Origin of the sequence: Nonomuraea sp. NPDC023979 (genome assembly GCF_040639085.1) — a bacterium.
Classification (GTDB): Bacteria; Actinomycetota; Actinomycetes; order Streptosporangiales; family Streptosporangiaceae; genus Nonomuraea; species Nonomuraea ceibae.
The window spans coordinates 119,780-134,110 of the sequence record NZ_JBEZZG010000012.1 but is presented as its reverse complement, the minus strand read 5'-3'; the positions used below and the strand labels follow the sequence as shown (position 1 = coordinate 134,110).

Annotated in this window: 15 protein-coding genes; 9 read left to right on the top strand and 6 right to left on the bottom strand. The window is 73.5% G+C overall.

Translation table 11 applies throughout. The annotated features are described in order from the left end of the window. Nucleotides 1–176: 176 nt before the first annotated feature. The 3 genes from AB0G11_RS22390 to AB0G11_RS22380 all read left to right on the top strand — a co-directional run bounded on the left by AB0G11_RS22390 (nucleotide 177) and on the right by AB0G11_RS22380 (nucleotide 3,488). Nucleotides 177–1,925 carry a bifunctional metallophosphatase/5'-nucleotidase gene (locus AB0G11_RS22390; RefSeq protein WP_357587903.1) on the top strand — a complete coding sequence of 583 codons (1,749 nt, stop codon included), beginning with the start codon at nucleotides 177–179 and terminating at the stop codon, nucleotides 1,923–1,925. Nucleotides 1,926–2,046: 121 nt separating this feature from the next. After that, entirely contained in the window at nucleotides 2,047–2,928 is an 882-nt protein-coding gene (locus tag AB0G11_RS22385) for an alpha/beta hydrolase (RefSeq protein ID WP_357587901.1), read from the top strand. Between the two features lie 116 nt (nucleotides 2,929–3,044). Continuing rightward, on the top strand, nucleotides 3,045–3,488 hold the full coding sequence (locus AB0G11_RS22380) for a pyridoxamine 5'-phosphate oxidase family protein (RefSeq protein ID WP_219510724.1): 444 nt from the start codon (nucleotides 3,045–3,047) through the stop codon (nucleotides 3,486–3,488). On the opposite strand, the gene AB0G11_RS22375 is transcribed toward AB0G11_RS22380, so the two are convergent. After that, on the bottom strand, nucleotides 3,457–4,686 hold the full coding sequence (locus tag AB0G11_RS22375) for an MFS transporter (protein WP_357587899.1): 1,230 nt from the start codon (nucleotides 4,684–4,686) through the stop codon (nucleotides 3,457–3,459). The genes AB0G11_RS22380 and AB0G11_RS22375 overlap by 32 nt on opposite strands. Before the next feature lie 201 nt (nucleotides 4,687–4,887). Here AB0G11_RS22375 and AB0G11_RS22370 point away from each other — a divergent pair, with 201 nt between their 5' ends. Beyond that, nucleotides 4,888–5,688, top strand: coding sequence for a glycerophosphodiester phosphodiesterase family protein (locus tag AB0G11_RS22370; protein ID WP_246646234.1), 801 nt, complete (start codon nucleotides 4,888–4,890; stop codon nucleotides 5,686–5,688). A gap of 58 nt (nucleotides 5,689–5,746) precedes the next feature. Next, nucleotides 5,747–6,193 carry a DNA-binding protein gene (locus AB0G11_RS22365; RefSeq protein WP_219510722.1) on the top strand — a complete coding sequence of 149 codons (447 nt, stop codon included), beginning with the start codon at nucleotides 5,747–5,749 and terminating at the stop codon, nucleotides 6,191–6,193. On the opposite strand, the gene AB0G11_RS22360 is transcribed toward AB0G11_RS22365, so the two are convergent. Continuing rightward, nucleotides 6,190–6,972 carry an NAD(P)H-dependent oxidoreductase gene (locus AB0G11_RS22360; RefSeq protein WP_357587897.1) on the bottom strand — a complete coding sequence of 261 codons (783 nt, stop codon included), beginning with the start codon at nucleotides 6,970–6,972 and terminating at the stop codon, nucleotides 6,190–6,192. The two genes, AB0G11_RS22365 and AB0G11_RS22360, sit on opposite strands and share 4 nt — an antisense overlap. Before the next feature lie 113 nt (nucleotides 6,973–7,085). Here AB0G11_RS22360 and AB0G11_RS22355 point away from each other — a divergent pair, with 113 nt between their 5' ends. The 3 genes from AB0G11_RS22355 to AB0G11_RS22345 all read left to right on the top strand — a co-directional run bounded on the left by AB0G11_RS22355 (nucleotide 7,086) and on the right by AB0G11_RS22345 (nucleotide 9,465). Next, nucleotides 7,086–7,967: a helix-turn-helix transcriptional regulator gene (locus tag AB0G11_RS22355; protein WP_357587895.1), complete on the top strand. Its 882-nt coding sequence runs from the start codon at nucleotides 7,086–7,088 to the stop codon at nucleotides 7,965–7,967. A gap of 11 nt (nucleotides 7,968–7,978) precedes the next feature. Beyond that, complete coding sequence (locus AB0G11_RS22350; RefSeq protein ID WP_357587893.1) at nucleotides 7,979–8,716, top strand: VOC family protein; 738 nt, start codon at nucleotides 7,979–7,981, stop codon at nucleotides 8,714–8,716. Between the two features lie 95 nt (nucleotides 8,717–8,811). Next, nucleotides 8,812–9,465, top strand: a complete 654-nt coding sequence (locus AB0G11_RS22345) for a hypothetical protein (protein ID WP_357587891.1) — start codon at nucleotides 8,812–8,814, stop codon at nucleotides 9,463–9,465. A gap of 84 nt (nucleotides 9,466–9,549) precedes the next feature. Here the strand turns inward: AB0G11_RS22345 and AB0G11_RS22340 are convergent, their stop codons facing one another. Continuing rightward, entirely contained in the window at nucleotides 9,550–10,386 is an 837-nt protein-coding gene (locus AB0G11_RS22340; protein WP_357587889.1) for an SDR family oxidoreductase, read from the bottom strand. 87 nt (nucleotides 10,387–10,473) lie between these two features. Here AB0G11_RS22340 and AB0G11_RS22335 point away from each other — a divergent pair, with 87 nt between their 5' ends. Continuing rightward, complete coding sequence (locus AB0G11_RS22335) at nucleotides 10,474–11,067, top strand: TetR/AcrR family transcriptional regulator (RefSeq protein ID WP_308126037.1); 594 nt, start codon at nucleotides 10,474–10,476, stop codon at nucleotides 11,065–11,067. 34 nt (nucleotides 11,068–11,101) lie between these two features. On the opposite strand, the gene AB0G11_RS22330 is transcribed toward AB0G11_RS22335, so the two are convergent. The 3 genes from AB0G11_RS22330 to AB0G11_RS22320 are packed head-to-tail and all read right to left on the bottom strand — an operon-like array spanning nucleotide 11,102 to nucleotide 14,276. Further along, the gene (locus AB0G11_RS22330) at nucleotides 11,102–11,863 is read right to left on the bottom strand and encodes a hypothetical protein (protein WP_357587888.1); all 762 of its coding nucleotides are present in this window, start codon (nucleotides 11,861–11,863) and stop codon (nucleotides 11,102–11,104) included. Continuing rightward, nucleotides 11,860–13,191: a VWA-like domain-containing protein gene (locus tag AB0G11_RS22325; protein ID WP_357587886.1), complete on the bottom strand. Its 1,332-nt coding sequence runs from the start codon at nucleotides 13,189–13,191 to the stop codon at nucleotides 11,860–11,862. The genes AB0G11_RS22330 and AB0G11_RS22325 overlap by 4 nt, the downstream gene beginning before the upstream one ends. Further along, complete coding sequence (locus AB0G11_RS22320; protein ID WP_357587884.1) at nucleotides 13,188–14,276, bottom strand: MoxR family ATPase; 1,089 nt, start codon at nucleotides 14,274–14,276, stop codon at nucleotides 13,188–13,190. The genes AB0G11_RS22325 and AB0G11_RS22320 overlap by 4 nt, the downstream gene beginning before the upstream one ends. Nucleotides 14,277–14,331 lie beyond the last annotated feature (55 nt).

The window sequence follows — 14,331 nt, the reverse complement described above, 5'->3', positions numbered from 1 at the left end:
CTTAATGGTGGACTCCATCATAAATGCGAGCGGGGGTCCGGCCGCAGGCTCCTCGCCCCCGGATCATTCTCCTCGCTGTCATGCGGCGGCAGCCGATCGCCGGGGTCGTGTTCACCGACCGGACAGGCCGATCTACCAGCCTTTCCTCCCGTTACATCCCCTATCTAGGAGTATGCGTGCATTCCCTCCGTAAGTGGATCGTTGTCGCCTTAGGTGTCACTCTGGCCTCGTCCGCCTCACCGGCACTGGCCGCGCCCAAGCCCGTGGACGTGCAACTGCTGTCGATCGCCGACTTCCACGGCTACATCACCCCGCAGAACAACGCCGCCGACGGCACGATCAAGGACGCGCAGGGGAACACCCTGGTGGTGGGCGGCGCGCCGTACCTGGCGACCCACCTCAGCAAACTGAGGGAAGGGCACGCGAACACGGTCACGTTCTCCAACGGCGACAACTTCAGCGGCTGGCCCACCGAGGTGTCCTTCCACGCCGACGAGCCCACGATCGAGTTCCTGAACAAGATCGGGCTGGACTTCACCGCGGTCGGCAACCACGAGCTGGACCGGTCCCTGGAGTTCCTGCGCGACCACATGGGCGCGGGCGAGTGCTTCGGCGAGGCCGACGTCGACAGCTGCTTCACCGACTCCGACGGCCGCCGCTTCCACGGCGCCAACTTCGCCTTCTCCACGGCCAACATCACCGAGAAGGGCGACACCCGCCCGGTGCTCGAACCGTACGTGATCAAGAAGTTCCGGGGCATCCCCGTCGGGTTCATCAACCTGACCACGCCCACCACGGTGGACGGCTCCACCTCCTACCAGCCGTCGCTGGACAACCTGCCGCCGGTGGAGACGGCCGACAAGTACGCCGCCATCCTCAAGCGGCGCGGCGTGCGGGCCATCGTCGCCAACGTGCACGAGGGCGGCGCGGCCGGCGCCGACTTCAACGGCTGCGCCGACCCGATGAACGGGCCGATCTGGGACTTCGCCAAGAAGGCCTCGCCCGACATCGACGTCATCGTCACCGGCCACTGGCACGCGTACTTCACCTGCTCGGTCCCCGACCCCGCGGGCAACCCCCGCCCGGTCGTCGAGGCCGCCAACCACGGCCGCCTCATCAACGAGATCAACCTGAAGATCGACCGCCGCACCCGCGACGTCATCAGGTCCGCGACCACCGCGGTCAACCACCCGGTGACCCGCGACGTCACCCCCGACCCCGTCATGACGAAGCTGGTCGACCACTGGAACGCCAAGCAGAAGGAGACCTACGCCAAGCCGTACGGGACCATCACCGGCGACATCACCAGGACCCGCGACGCCACGGGGCAGAGCACGCTCGGCAACACCGTGGCCGACGTGGCCTACTTCGACTCCCAGCAGACCGAGGGCGGCAAGGCCGATCTGGCCATGGTCGCCGTGGCCCCGGTCAAGGGCTCGAACTCGTTGCGCGGCGACCTGAGGTTCGCCAAGGGGCCGAACCCCGCCGACAGCGACGGCCAGGTGCTCCTGGGCGAGTCGTGGGCGGCATGGGGTTACGCCAACCCGGTGCTCACCGTCTCGGTCAAGGGCTCGCAGCTGGAGCAGGCCCTGGAACAGCAGTGGCAGACGCAGGCCGACGGCACCGTGAGGTTCGCGCCGCTGGCCGTGTCGAAGAACGTCCGCTTCTCGTACTCGCCGGGCAGGCCCGTCGGGGACCGGATCAACCCCGCCGACGTGCTCATCGACGGGCAGCCGCTCGACACCGGCCGGACCTACCGGCTCGCCGCGCTGGCGTACACGCTGCTGGGCGCCGACGGCTACAGCGCCTTCGCCGGGTACACCGACGCGGTGCGCGGCAACCGTGACTACGACGCCATGCGGGCCTACCTGCGGCAGGGGCCGCTGACCCCGCCCGCCCTCGACCGGGCGGTGCCGCTGACGTAGCACTTCCCCGTGCGGAGGGGCTCGCGTCCCTCCGCACGTTCTAATGCCTTATCGCCGTGTTGACGCGTTAGAGCGCTGCCCGCTATAACTAACGCATCATTGGCGTTGGAAGGCATTAGATATGACGATTCCCGTGCTCGCCCGTACCGTCCATCGGCACCTCGACGTCGACGGCGTCCGGGTCTTCTTCCGGGAGTCGCTGCCCGAGCGGGCCGACGCGCCCGTCCTGCTGCTCCTGCACGGGTTCCCGTCGGCCTCGCACCAGTACCGCAGGCTGATCGACGTGCTCGGGACCCGCTACCGGCTGATCGCGCCCGACTACCCCGGCTTCGGCCACACCGAGGCCCCGGCCGGGTTCACCTACTCCTTCGACCGGCTCGCCGACATCACCGAGGGCTTCGTGCGGAAGCTCGGCCTCACCCGGTTCGTGGCGTACGTGTTCGACTTCGGCGCGCCCGTCGGGTTCCGGCTCGCCGAACGGCACCCCGAGTGGATCGCCGGCCTGGTCGTGCAGAACGGCAACGCCTACGAGGAGGGCCTGTCCGACGGCGCCCGCGACTTCATCGCGCTGCGCCCCGACCGGCCCGGCGCCGAGGAAACCGTCCGCGCCCTGTTCACCCTGCCGGGCACCCGCGGCCAGTACGAGACCGGCGTCGCCGTCCCCGGCCTCGTCGCCCCCGACGGATGGACCCTCGACCAGCACTTCCTTGACCTGCCCGGCCGCAAGGACGCTCAGGTCGCGCTCGCCTTTGACTACCACTCGAACGTCGAGCGCTACGGCGCCTGGCAGGAGTGGCTGCGCACGCACACCCCGCCCACGCTCATCACCTGGGGTGCGAACGACCCGTTCTTCCCCGAGCCCGGCGCCCGCGCCTACCTGCGCGACCTGCCCGACGCCGAGCTGCACGTCCTCGACACCGGACACTTCGCCCTGGAGGACCACCTGCACCAGATCGCCCCGCTCGTCGCCGGGTTCCTCGACCGCGTGTGGCACGCCGGCTGAGCGCGGTAGCCATCCCGGCCGCCATCCCTGGCGACGGCGGCCGGTTCGTCCTGGCCGGGGGTGAGAAAGGACTTTGGTCCCTGTTTACGGCGCCGGGTGGGCGGCAGGCTGTTGTCGTGACATGCCACCACGACCGGGCGCCGGACGGGACGGGAGCCCGGCGTCTGCGGGAACTGCCCGAGGCCGAGGCGCTGCGCCTGCTGGCCGGGGTGCCGTTCGGCCGGATCGTCTTCACCCGCCAGGCGCTGCCCGCGGTCCGGCCGGTGAACCACCTGGTCGTGGACGGGCGGGTGGTCATCCGGTCCAGCCCCGGGACGATCCTCAGCTCCCACGTGGCGGTGCCGGAGGCCGTGGTGGCGTTCGAAGCCGACGACCTCGACGGGCACGCGCGGCTCGGCTGGAGCGTGATCGTCACCGGGGTGGCGCGGCTGCTGACCGACCCGGCGGAGACCGAGCGGCTGAAGGCCCTGCTCCACCCCTGGGTGACCGGCGAGATGGACCAGGTGATCAGCATCCAGCCGGAGATCGTCACAGGCTTCGAGCTGGTTCCCGCACCGTAGCCCGGCGCACCACGGTCACCGTCAGCAGCACGGTCAGCGCCGCCGTGGCCGCCAGCAGCCCCAGGCCCACCCCGTACGAGCCGAGTTCGCCGTACAGGAAGCCCATCAGCAGCGGCGGCACGAACCCGCCCAGCCCGCCCGCGGCACCCACCAGGCCGGTGACCGCGCCGACCTGGTCGGCCGGGGTGACCTGCGCGACCAGCGCGAACGTGGCGCCGCTGGCGGCGCCGAGCGCGGCCGCCATCGTCAGGAACGCGATCGTGCCCACCGGCATGAGGCCGGGCGTCAGCGCCTGGACCGCCGCCGCGCCGCACACCACCACGAACACCCCCGTCAGCACGGGGATCGAGCCGATCCGGTCCGACAGCCAGCCGCCCACCGGCCGCATCAGGACCGCGAGGACCACGAACCCGGCCATGCGGTTGGCGGCGTCAGCCTGCTCCAGCCCGTAGCCGGTCTGCAGGTAGGCGGGCAGGTAGACGGAGAAGGCGACGTAGCCGCCGAACGCGACCGCGTACAGCGCGCACGCCTGCCAGGTGATCGGCAGCCTGGCCGTGGCCGCGAGCCTCCCGAGAAGCGGCTGCGGCGACACCGTCCGGCCTGGTGCGTCCCGCATCACCAGCCACGCGACGGCGGCGTACACCGCGAGGACGACCGCGGTGATCAGGAACGGCGTGGTCGCGTTCCCGGCCTCGACCAGCTTGACCGTCGTCAGGGCGCTGATCGCGGTGCCGCCCATGCCCACCCCGAACACGCCGATCGCCAGGCCGCGCCGCCGGGGCGGGAACCAGGCGTTCACGAACGGCACGCCGACCGCGAAGACCGTCCCGCCGACGCCCAGGAAGAAGCCCCCGGCCAGCAGCGCCGGCAGCGAGCTCTGCCCGGCCACGCCGATGAACAGCACGGGCACGATGGTGGCCGCGGAGATCAGCGGGAACATCACCCGCCCGCCGAGCCGGTCGGTGAGCGCGCCCACCGGGACGCGGCCCAGCGAGCCCACGATCACCGGCACCGCGACCAGTAGCGCCTGCTGCGAGGCCGACAGTCCGAGCAGGTCCTTGTAGCGGGGCCCGAGCGGGCTGAGCAGCGCCCACGCCCAGAAGTTCAGCGCGAAGCCGAGCGTCGCCAGGCCGAGCATGAGCATCGGCCTGGCCCCGTGGGCCGCCTGTTCCTTCCCATCGGTTCCGGTCGTCGTCATCGTGTCCCCAAGGTGTCGTGCTGGATCGGCGGGCGCGGGTGCGCCGCGTGTCCATCCCAGTGCGGAAGCCCGGCGAGGGGCACCGACCAAAGTCCTCGTTACGCGGGGACTTCCGGTCCCTCCCGCCGCTCTTGATCACCTGAGGTGCGGCGCATACGCTGCCGGTGCCGGTCACCCCTCATGGACGGAGTCCCGACCCCCATGACGATCAGGACGAAGGCGGCGCTCGCCGCATCACTGGCCGCGATCTCCCTCACCGCCGTCCCGCCCGCCGCTCAGGCCGCTCACGCCGGGTCCGCCGTCGCCTGTCCCGCCGTGTTCGGCCACGGCGGCTACCCCTCCGGCGCGAACCCCTGGGAACGCGACCAGATCCGCCAGCCCAACAACGTCCGCGCCGTGAACGACCAGAAGACCTGGGGCGCCGACGGCGTCGAAGGCGACGTCCAGCTCACCAGGAACGGCACCAAGGCCGTCATGTGGCACAACACCACCACCAACGGGCTGACCGGCACCCGGACGAACATCACCGCCCTGTGGTGGGCGGCCGGAGCCGACAACCTGCGCGACCGCCGCATCGCGCGCGGCCCGTACCAGGGAGAGCAGGTCTACACGCTGCGCCAGTGGCTCGACCACGTGCGCTCGCGCGGCCTGATCGCCCTGCTGGAGGTCAAGCCCGAGGCCAGGACGGCGCTGTCCGACCCGGCGTACGCGACGGCCGCGTGGAAGGAGATCTCCGACCCGATCAAGGAACGCCAGGCCGCGCAGCGCATCCTCGTCTACTCCACGGACTCCTGGATCCAGGGCGAGCTGGCCCGCCGCCACCCCGGCCTGCTCAAGGGCTCTCAGGCCCGCTGGACCGACGGCGTCGGCTGGGAGGAGCCGCCCCCCGCCTGGACCGGCAACATCAGCCGCTGGCAGTCGGTCCTGAGCCAGGCGCCGCCGAGCGTGATGACGAACTACACCCGCGACTACCGCGCCTGGCTCGCCGGCAAGTGCACTTAAACATTCTGTTCAACACGTCATGTTGACAACGGATGGTGGATCGTCCAGGGTGGAGTGCATGCCGACGACTCCTGAGCAGCACGCCGATCCCTTCACGCCGCCGCATCCGGGGCAGGCGCGGGCGCACCGCGAATACGCCGCGCTCCTGCGCATCGCCGAGCGCCACGCCGCCACCGACGCGCAGCGGCGGCGTCAGGCGCACGCCTCGGAGCTGTCGCCGCACGAGGCCGTCCGGATCGTGGCGTTCCTGCTGAGCGGCGCGGTGTCGCTCGACGACGGCGAGCCGGAGGTGGACCGGGCCGACATCGTCGCCGCCCTGAGCCTGGTCGCGCAGGCCCGCGCCGAGGCCGACGACCTGGAGTCCGGGCTGCTCCGGATGGCCAGGGGGCGCGGCATGACGTGGCAGGAGATCGCGTTCGGCCTGGGGCTCGGCACCCCGCAGGCCGCCCGGCAGCGCTACGAGCGGCTGGCCGGGCGGAGCGCCGCCCAGGACGACGAGCTCTAGCCGCGCGGGCGGACGTGGATGTCCAGCCCGGCCGTCCCCGGCGCCTCGACGCCCGGCAGCAGGCGCATGTCGCGGCCGTAGTCGCCGCAGGTGAGCGTCCGGTACGGGACGGGCTCGTCGGTGAACAGCCCGTCGAGCCGCCGCCCGTACTCCTGCGTCACCTGGGCGAACCGCTCGCGCGGCACGTCGACCGAGTCGTACACCGCGAACGGCTCCAGCGGCGTCATGCCGGTGAACCAGAACAGCCCGTGCTGGAGCGGGAAGAGCACGTCCGCCAGCCGCCCGTGGACGCCCCGGCCGGAGAACGCCGACTCCCGGGCGCCGATCGTCACCGAGGCCAGCGCCCGCCGCCCGGCCAGCGCGCCCTCGCTGTAGGGCGGCGGGACGGACGGCCCGTGGGCGAACTCGAACGTGAACACCCGGTCGATCCAGCCCTTCAGGATCGCCGGCACCGAGAACCACCACAGCGGGAACTGCAGGATCACCGCCTCCGACCAGCGCAGCTTCTCCTGCTCGGCGGCGATGTCCGCGGACAGCCGGCCCGCCAGCGTGGCCTCCCCCGACACGGCGAGCACGTCCAGCCGCCGGTCCCCCACATGCTCGGGGAAGCCGTCGGCGTCCACCGCCGCCTTCCACTTCGCCGCGTACAGGTCGGTCACCCGCACCTCGTGACCCGCCGCGCGCAGCCGCTCGACGGCGAAGCGGCCCAGGGCGGCGTTGAGCGAGCGAGGCTCGGGGTGGGCGGTGACGACCAGAATCTTCTTCAGCGTTTCGGACATGTCACCCACGTTCGCCTGGGCGCGCCGAGGTAACCAGAACCCGGCCGAGCCGGTGGTCCCGCAGTCCTGGTACCGCGAGGGCCACCCATGCCGGACAACCCATACTGGACACCATGGACGGCACGTACACCATCGACCACGCGGACGGCGGGATCGGTGACGCCCGGCGGGCACTCGGCGCGTTCCTGCGCGCCCGCCGCGAGCGCGTCGCGCCCGAGCAGGCCGGGCTCACGGGGCTCACGGCTGGGCGCCGCCGCCGCGTGCCGGGACTGCGCCGGGAGGAGCTGGCCCAGCTCGCCGGGATCAGCGTGGACTATTACGTACGCCTCGAACAGGGACGAGCCACCCAGCCGTCCCCCGAAGTGCTCGACGCGCTGGCCAGGGCGCTCGGCCTCGACGCCGCCGAGCGGCGGCACCTCACCACGCTGGTGGGCGGCGAGTCCGGCCCCGCGCCCGCCGCCCGGGTCGGCCCCACGCTGCGGCGCATGCTGGACGCCCTGACCGGCCTCCCGGCCTTCGCCACCGACCGCCGCCTCGACGTGGTCGCCTGGAACGCCATGGGCTCAGAGCTGATCGGCGGCCTCACCGGCCCCTCCCGCCGCGACCCGAACCAGGCCCGCTACCTGTTCCTCGACCCCGCCTCCCGCGACGTGCACCCCGAGTGGGCGGACCGGGCGGCCGAGTCCGTGGGCCAGTTGCGGGTCGCCGCCGGGCAGTATCCCGGCGACGCCGAGCTGGTCGCCCTGATCAAGGGCCTGTCGGAACGCAGCGCCGAGTTCCGCCGCATCTGGGCCTCCGGCGAGATCGTGATGTGCACGGCGGGGCGCAAACGGCTCCGGCATCCGGCGGCCGGGCTGCTGGAGCTGGACTACGAGACGCTGCACGTACCGGCGGGACCGGGCGAGACGGGCCTGGTGGTGCACGTGTTCAGCGGCGGGGAGGGCACCCCGGAGGCCGCCGCCCTGGCCGCCCTGGCGGCGGGCCGCCGGGAATAGGGTGGGGCGGCATGACGCTGCGACTTGTTCAGGTGAACTTCAAGGCCCGGGACGACTCGGCGCTCGGCAGGTTCTGGGCGGAGGCGCTGGGCTGGCGGCTCTCCAGCGAGGGGCCCGGCGTGACCAACCTCGAACCCCACGGCTTCGACTGGCCTGACCCCGACGGCTTCTACATCGACTTCGTCGCCGTCCCGGACCCCGAGACCGTGAAGTACCGCGTGCACCTCGACCTCGCCACCACCTCCGCCGATCACCAGGCGGAGCTGGTCGCCCGGCTGACGGAGCTGGGGGCGACGCCTGCCGACGTGGGCCAGGGCGACGTGCCGTGGACGGTGCTGGCCGACCCCGAAGGCAACGTGTTCTGCGTGCTGGAGCCCCGGGAGGTCTACCGGGACACCGGGCCGATCGCCACGATGGTGGTCGACTGCGAGGACCCCCGGGCCCAGGCCCGCTTCTGGGGCGAGGCCACGGGCTGGACCGTGCACGAGGTGAGCGACGACCACGCCCGGCTGCGCTCCGCCGAGGGCACCGGCCCGTACCTGGAGTTCCTCCGTGTTCCCGGCCCGCCCGCCGTGTGGAACCGCATCCACATCGACCTGCTGCCGCACCCCGTCGAGGAGCAGGAGGCGGAGGTGGCGCGGCTGCGCGCGCTGGGCGCCACGGCCGCCGACGTCGGGCAGGGCGAGGTGTCGTGGAAGGTGCTGGCCGACCCGGAGGGCAACGAGTTCTGCGTCCTCGGACGCGGCTAGAGCCTCCGCGGCGACCCCCCGCGATTCCCCGCGAAGGTGACCTGAGGAGTCAACTTCTGTTGTGTCCCGCGTCCAAGATCGCTAACGTGGGGATCGTGCCTGGAAGCAGCGCCACCTCCTGGACCGCCGCCTACACCCGCCAGGTCGCCGCGAACATCCGCCACCACCGCCGGCGCCAGGGCCTGTCGGTGCAGGGCCTGGCCGACCGGTGCACCGCTCACGGCTACCCGCTGGAGCGCGGCAACCTCGCCAAGCTGGAGTCCGGCCACCGCGCCTCCATCACGGTGCCGGAGCTGCTCGTCATCGCCCACGCCCTGGCCACGCCGCCGCTGCTGCTGCTCGCCCCGATCGGCCGCACCGGCGAGGCGGTGGAGATCCTGCCCGGCGTGGAGGCGGCGCCGCAGGACGCCGTCTGGTGGCTGGACGGCACCGCGCCGCTGCCCGACGACCCGCCCGACCACGGCGACGCCGCCCGCGCCGAGCTGCGCACCCTGCGCGAGCTGCAGGAACTACTCACCGAGTGGGCCAGGCGTGACCGCGCCGCGGCGGCGGCCGCCGCCAGGGCGGAGGACGAGCGGGAGCCGCGCCCGCAGGCGTGGGCCGAGGCGGCCCGCGTCCACGCCGCCCAGGCCGCCGACCTGGCCGAGAAGATCCGCCACGTGCGGGAGGTCGCCCGGCTGCGCGGCCTGCCGTTGCCCGAGCTGCCGCCGGGCCTGCTCCACCTCGCCGACCCGGATCGGCTTCCGTAGACCACCCTGTCCGATTCCGGCTTCCCTTGGCCGCCTCCCTTCGTCTTCCGGCTTCCCTTGGCCGCCCCCCTGCGTTTCCCGGCTTCACGCGGGGGTGGTCTTCGGGTAGTGCGGGCGGAGGACGGCCGCGGCGACGCGGTCGAGCAGCCGGTCCGGCAGGATCCGCGACAGGCGGGTGAGCAGGGCGGCGTCGCGGCCGACGGTGTAGCGCGTGCGCGGCTTGCCGGCTGTCACGGCCTTGGCGATCACCCGGGCGGCGTCCTCGGCGGACGTGCCGCCTGCGGTGCCCGCGGCGGTCAGCGCGATGACCGCCTGGACCAGCGGTCCGTAACGGTCTCGCAGCTCCGGTGCCATGGCCTCGGCCAGCCGGCTCGTGGCGGCGATGCCCCGTTCGCCCATCTCCGTACGGATCCCGCCGGGCTCGACGACCACCACCTGCACGCCCTGCGGAGCCAGCTCGCGGCGCAGCGCGTCGCTGACCGCCTCCAGGGCGAACTTGGTGCCCGCGTAGGGGCCGAACGTGGCCATGGCGACCTTCCCGCCGACCGAGCTGACGTTGACCACGCGGCCGGAGTGACGCAGCAGGGCGGGCAGCAGCGCCTGCGTGACGGCCACGTGCCCGAACAGGTTGACCTCGAACAGCCGACGCCACTCCTCCAGCGGCAGGGCCTCGACCGGGGCGTTGACGGAGACGGCGGCGTTGTTCACCAGCGCCCGCAGGGCGCCTGTCCGCGAGCCGACGCGGGCGGCCAGGCCGGCGATGTGGCCGGGCCGGGTGATGTCGAGGATGACCGGCTCGATGCCGGGGGCGCGGAGCGCGTCGGCGTCCTGGTCGCGGCGCACGCCGGCCAGGACGTGGAATCCCCGGCGGGCGAGCTCTCGGGCGGAGGCCGCGCCGATCCCGGTCGAGGCTCCGGTCACGACGACGCACTCCCGATTTTCAGATGACATTGTCACCTGAACAAGGTCGCATCTTCAGCTGACAGTGTCAACGGTAGAATGATCGGCGTGATCAGCCGCGTGGAGTCCGCCGCCGCGACGCGCCGCGCCCTGCTGGACGCGGCCGCGGACCTGTTGGACGGCGGCGGCCCGGACGCGGTGACGTTGCGCGAGGTCGGGGCACGGGCGGGGGTCAGCCGCGGCGCGCCGTACCGGCACTTTCCCGACAAGGACAGCCTGCTGACCACCGTGGCGGCCGAAGCCCTGGACCGGCTCGCGGAGCAGGTGCGGGCCGTACGCGCCGATCCACGGCAGCCCCCGGCCGACCGGCTGCGGCACGCCCTGTCGGCGCTGATGACGATCGGCCGTCGCCGACCGCACCTGTACCGGCTGATGTTCACCACTCCGGCGGGCGACCCGGCCGCGATCCAGGCGGCGACCCGGGCGGCCGACCGCGCCATGGACGAGTTCCTGGCCGTCGTCGGCGATCTGATCGGGGCGGGGCAGGCCCGTCAGTTCGCCGCGCTGCTCCTGACCAGCGCGCACGGGATCACGGACTTGGAGGTCAGCGGCCACCTGTCCGCGGACAAGTGGGACATCACGGCTGAGGAGCTGGTCTCGACCCTGGTGTCCATGATCGACCAGCGGGCCCGCAGCGCGTAGCCGGACGCTGACGGCACGAGGCACGACACCTGTCTCACGCCTCCCGGCCGGGCTCATCGCCCTCGGTCAGGGCCCGCAGCACCTCGGCCTGCTCGACGCCGACGCCCTCGGCCCGCATCCGGGCCGCCTCCTCGCCCGTGAACCCCGCCGCGCGCCAGGCCGCCACCTCCTCGATCGGCACCCCGGCCCGCCAGAACTCGGTCATCAGGGAGAGGGCGTCCTGGCCGGAGGAGAGCACCCGTTCGGCCTCGCGGGCGGACAGGCCGAGCGCTTCGAAGACCCGCGCCTGGCCCGCCTCGATGCCGCGTTTCGCCCACTCCACCGCATCGGCGCCCGTCCACCCCGCCTCCACGTAAGGGCGGGCCCGGCCTGCCGGGATGCCGGTGCGCAGCAGCTCCCGCATGCTGTGGGAGCGTTCCTCGTCGGCGAACGCGCCGCCCGGCCGCTCGCCCCGGTGCAGCAGCCGCCCCAGCCAGCCGCGCGGGTGCGGGCGTTCCCCGGCCAGGTGCCGGTCGGCCGCTTCCTCGGGCGAATAGCCCAGCTCGCGCCACTGCACCGCGTCCCGTGGGGTCATGCCGGCCCGCAGCCACAGATCCACGGTGAACGGGGTGGCTCCGGCGGTGCGCCACGACCGCGCCTCGGCGGCGGTGTAGACGCCGGACCCGCGCCACCGCTCGGCGGTGTGGATCGGGAAGCCGTCCTCGATCCACTGCCGGGCCTCGGCGATGGTGAACCCGCGCCGCCGCCATTCGTGCAGCGGCTCGGGGCGCGGCTCGTCGGCGTGGTCCGTGGTCATGAGTCTCCTTTCGCCGGCACGTCCGCCGGCACGCGGGCCACGGACGCCCAGTCGGGCGCGTGCCCGCCGTCGCCGATCAGGCAGACCACCACCTGCGCCCCGGGACGCCGCCCGGGCCACGGCGTCTCGCCGTCGGTCAGCACGACGACCAGGTCGGGGCGGGGCCGCAGGGCCATCGCCGCATCGAGGCCGGCCCGCATGTCGGTGCCGCCGCCGCCGGTCAGTTCGATGTCGCTCGCCCGGCGCACCACCTGGACGGGATGCGGGCGGACGTCGCAGCAGAACGCCCGCAGCCGCCGGTGGGGACCGGCCACGCCGTCGATGATCCCGGTCACCTCGGCCAGCAGCCGCTTCAGCACGTCGTCGGTGACGCTGCCGGAGGTGTCGATCAGCAGCACCGTGTCCGGGACCGCGCGCGCCATCGACGGCGGCACGATGTCGGCGTACGCGCCGGCGCGGCGCGACGGGCGGCGATAGCTGAAATCGACCTGACCGGCCACCGTGCTCAGCCCGCGCCGGATCATCGCGCCCAGGCGGGCCCGCCAGTTCACCGAAGGGCGCAGGCGCTCCTCGGCCCAGCGGCGCCACCCCGACGGCACCTCGCTGCGCGCGCTGATCCGGTCCTGGATGCCGGCCGCGATGGAGCGTTCGAGCAGGTCCCGGTCGAGCTCGGTGAGTCCTTCGCCGGAGCCGCTGTCCTCGTACGCGCGATCCTGCCCGTCCACCGCGCTGCCGCAGTCGATCGCCTCGGCCAGCGCCCGCCCGCCCCGGCCCATCGCCTGGGCCAGCACGTCGAGCATCGGCACGTACTCCTCGGCGGTGCGGTTGACCGGAAGCCCCAGCTCGGCGGGCGACACCACGCAGGCCGGGCCGCGCAGGCCGGCGGCCTCCAGGTCGTCGTTGATCTCGGCGTCGGCGGCCTGGTTCCAGCGGTGGGCCTCCTCGTCGCGGACCGGGCCGGCGGCGTGGCTGACCTCGGGGCTCACCTCGGGGCCCGGCTCGGGCCGCACCGGCGAGCGGGCCGCGTGGCCGCGCACCAGGTGACCGACCTGGTGCAGCATCCACCAGCCGATCTCCTCGACAGGGGTGGCCAGCGTGGTGCCCGGTTCCACGTACAGGTTCCAGCGGGTGTCGGCGGGGAAGGCGCGGAAGCCGGGGTCGGGGACGGGAGCGCCGGTGTCCTCGTCCGGGGCCGGTTCCAGCACGACCGGGTTGAGGGCGAAGACGGCCGAGGCGAGGTAGGGCGCCTGGTGCGCCGCCCACAGTCGCGCGGCGGCGATCCGGGCGCGCACCGCCTCATCGGTGGCGCGCGGGCGGTCGGAGGTCATGGCATGAGCCCCGCCGAGCGCAGCACCGGCGCGAGTTCGAGCATCGTCCTGGGCAGGGTCGCGCCCTCGGGCCGGCAACGGGCCAGCGACCGGGCCGCGGTCGCCGCCACGTCGGGGGCCGTGCGCGCGACCCGGGCCACCACCGCCCAGGCCCGCTCCCACGTGCCGGCCGTGGCGTCCGAGCGCACGTACGCCACCACGGCGCCGAGCAGGGCGTGCAGCCGGTCGAGCCGCTCCGGCAGCGGGGCCCGCGGGTCGTCCAGCAGGGTCTGCGGGTCGGGCAGGTCGAGGTTGCGCCGCCAGGACAGCAGCTCGAACCCGGCCGCCTCGCCGACCGCGCCGAGCACCAGCTCGGCCAGGACCGGCTCGTCCGCGCCCAGGTGCTCGCACGCGGCGACCGCCCCCGCGGCCATCTCCCAGCTGCGCGGGCTGGGCCAGCCACGTCCCGCCCGATCCGGACTGTCGGGCACCGCCAGCACGAGTTCCGGCCGCACCCGCAGGAACGCCCCGACCAGCGCCCGGGCCCTGGCGGTCTCGGCGGGCCCGGCCGTGTCCTTCACGTTGAACTCCGGTACGGGGAAGCCTCCGGTGAAGCCCTCGGCGATGTCCTCGGCCGACACCTGCCACGTCAGGTGAATGAGCCGGTTGGCCAGCGGCGCGGACAGGTCCCAGCCGTCGGCGGCCTGGTCCGGCGGGTTGGCGGCGGCCACGATCCGCACCTCGTCCGGCAGCACCAGGTCGCCGACCGTGCGCTCCAGCACCACCCGCAGCATGGCGGCCTGCACGGCCGGCGGCGCGGTGGTCAGCTCGTCGAGGAACAGCAGGCCGCCTCCCTCGGCGGCGAGCCGCTCGGCCCAGCGCGGCGGTGCGAACCAGGTGCCGCCCTCACGCAGGACCGGCAGCCCGGAGAAGTCGCTGGGCTCGCGGATCGAGCCGACCACCACCTCGACCGGCAGGCCGACGGCCGCGCCGAGCGCGGTCACCGCGGACGTCTTGCCGGTGCCCGGCGCACCCCAGAGGATGACCGGCAGATTGGCTGTCACGGCGACCGCGAGGGCCTCTCGTGTCACTGATGGAGCCGCCATGTCGTCCTCCTCGCCGCTGCCCGGATGCGGCGCGCCCGACGGGCCGTCACCGCAG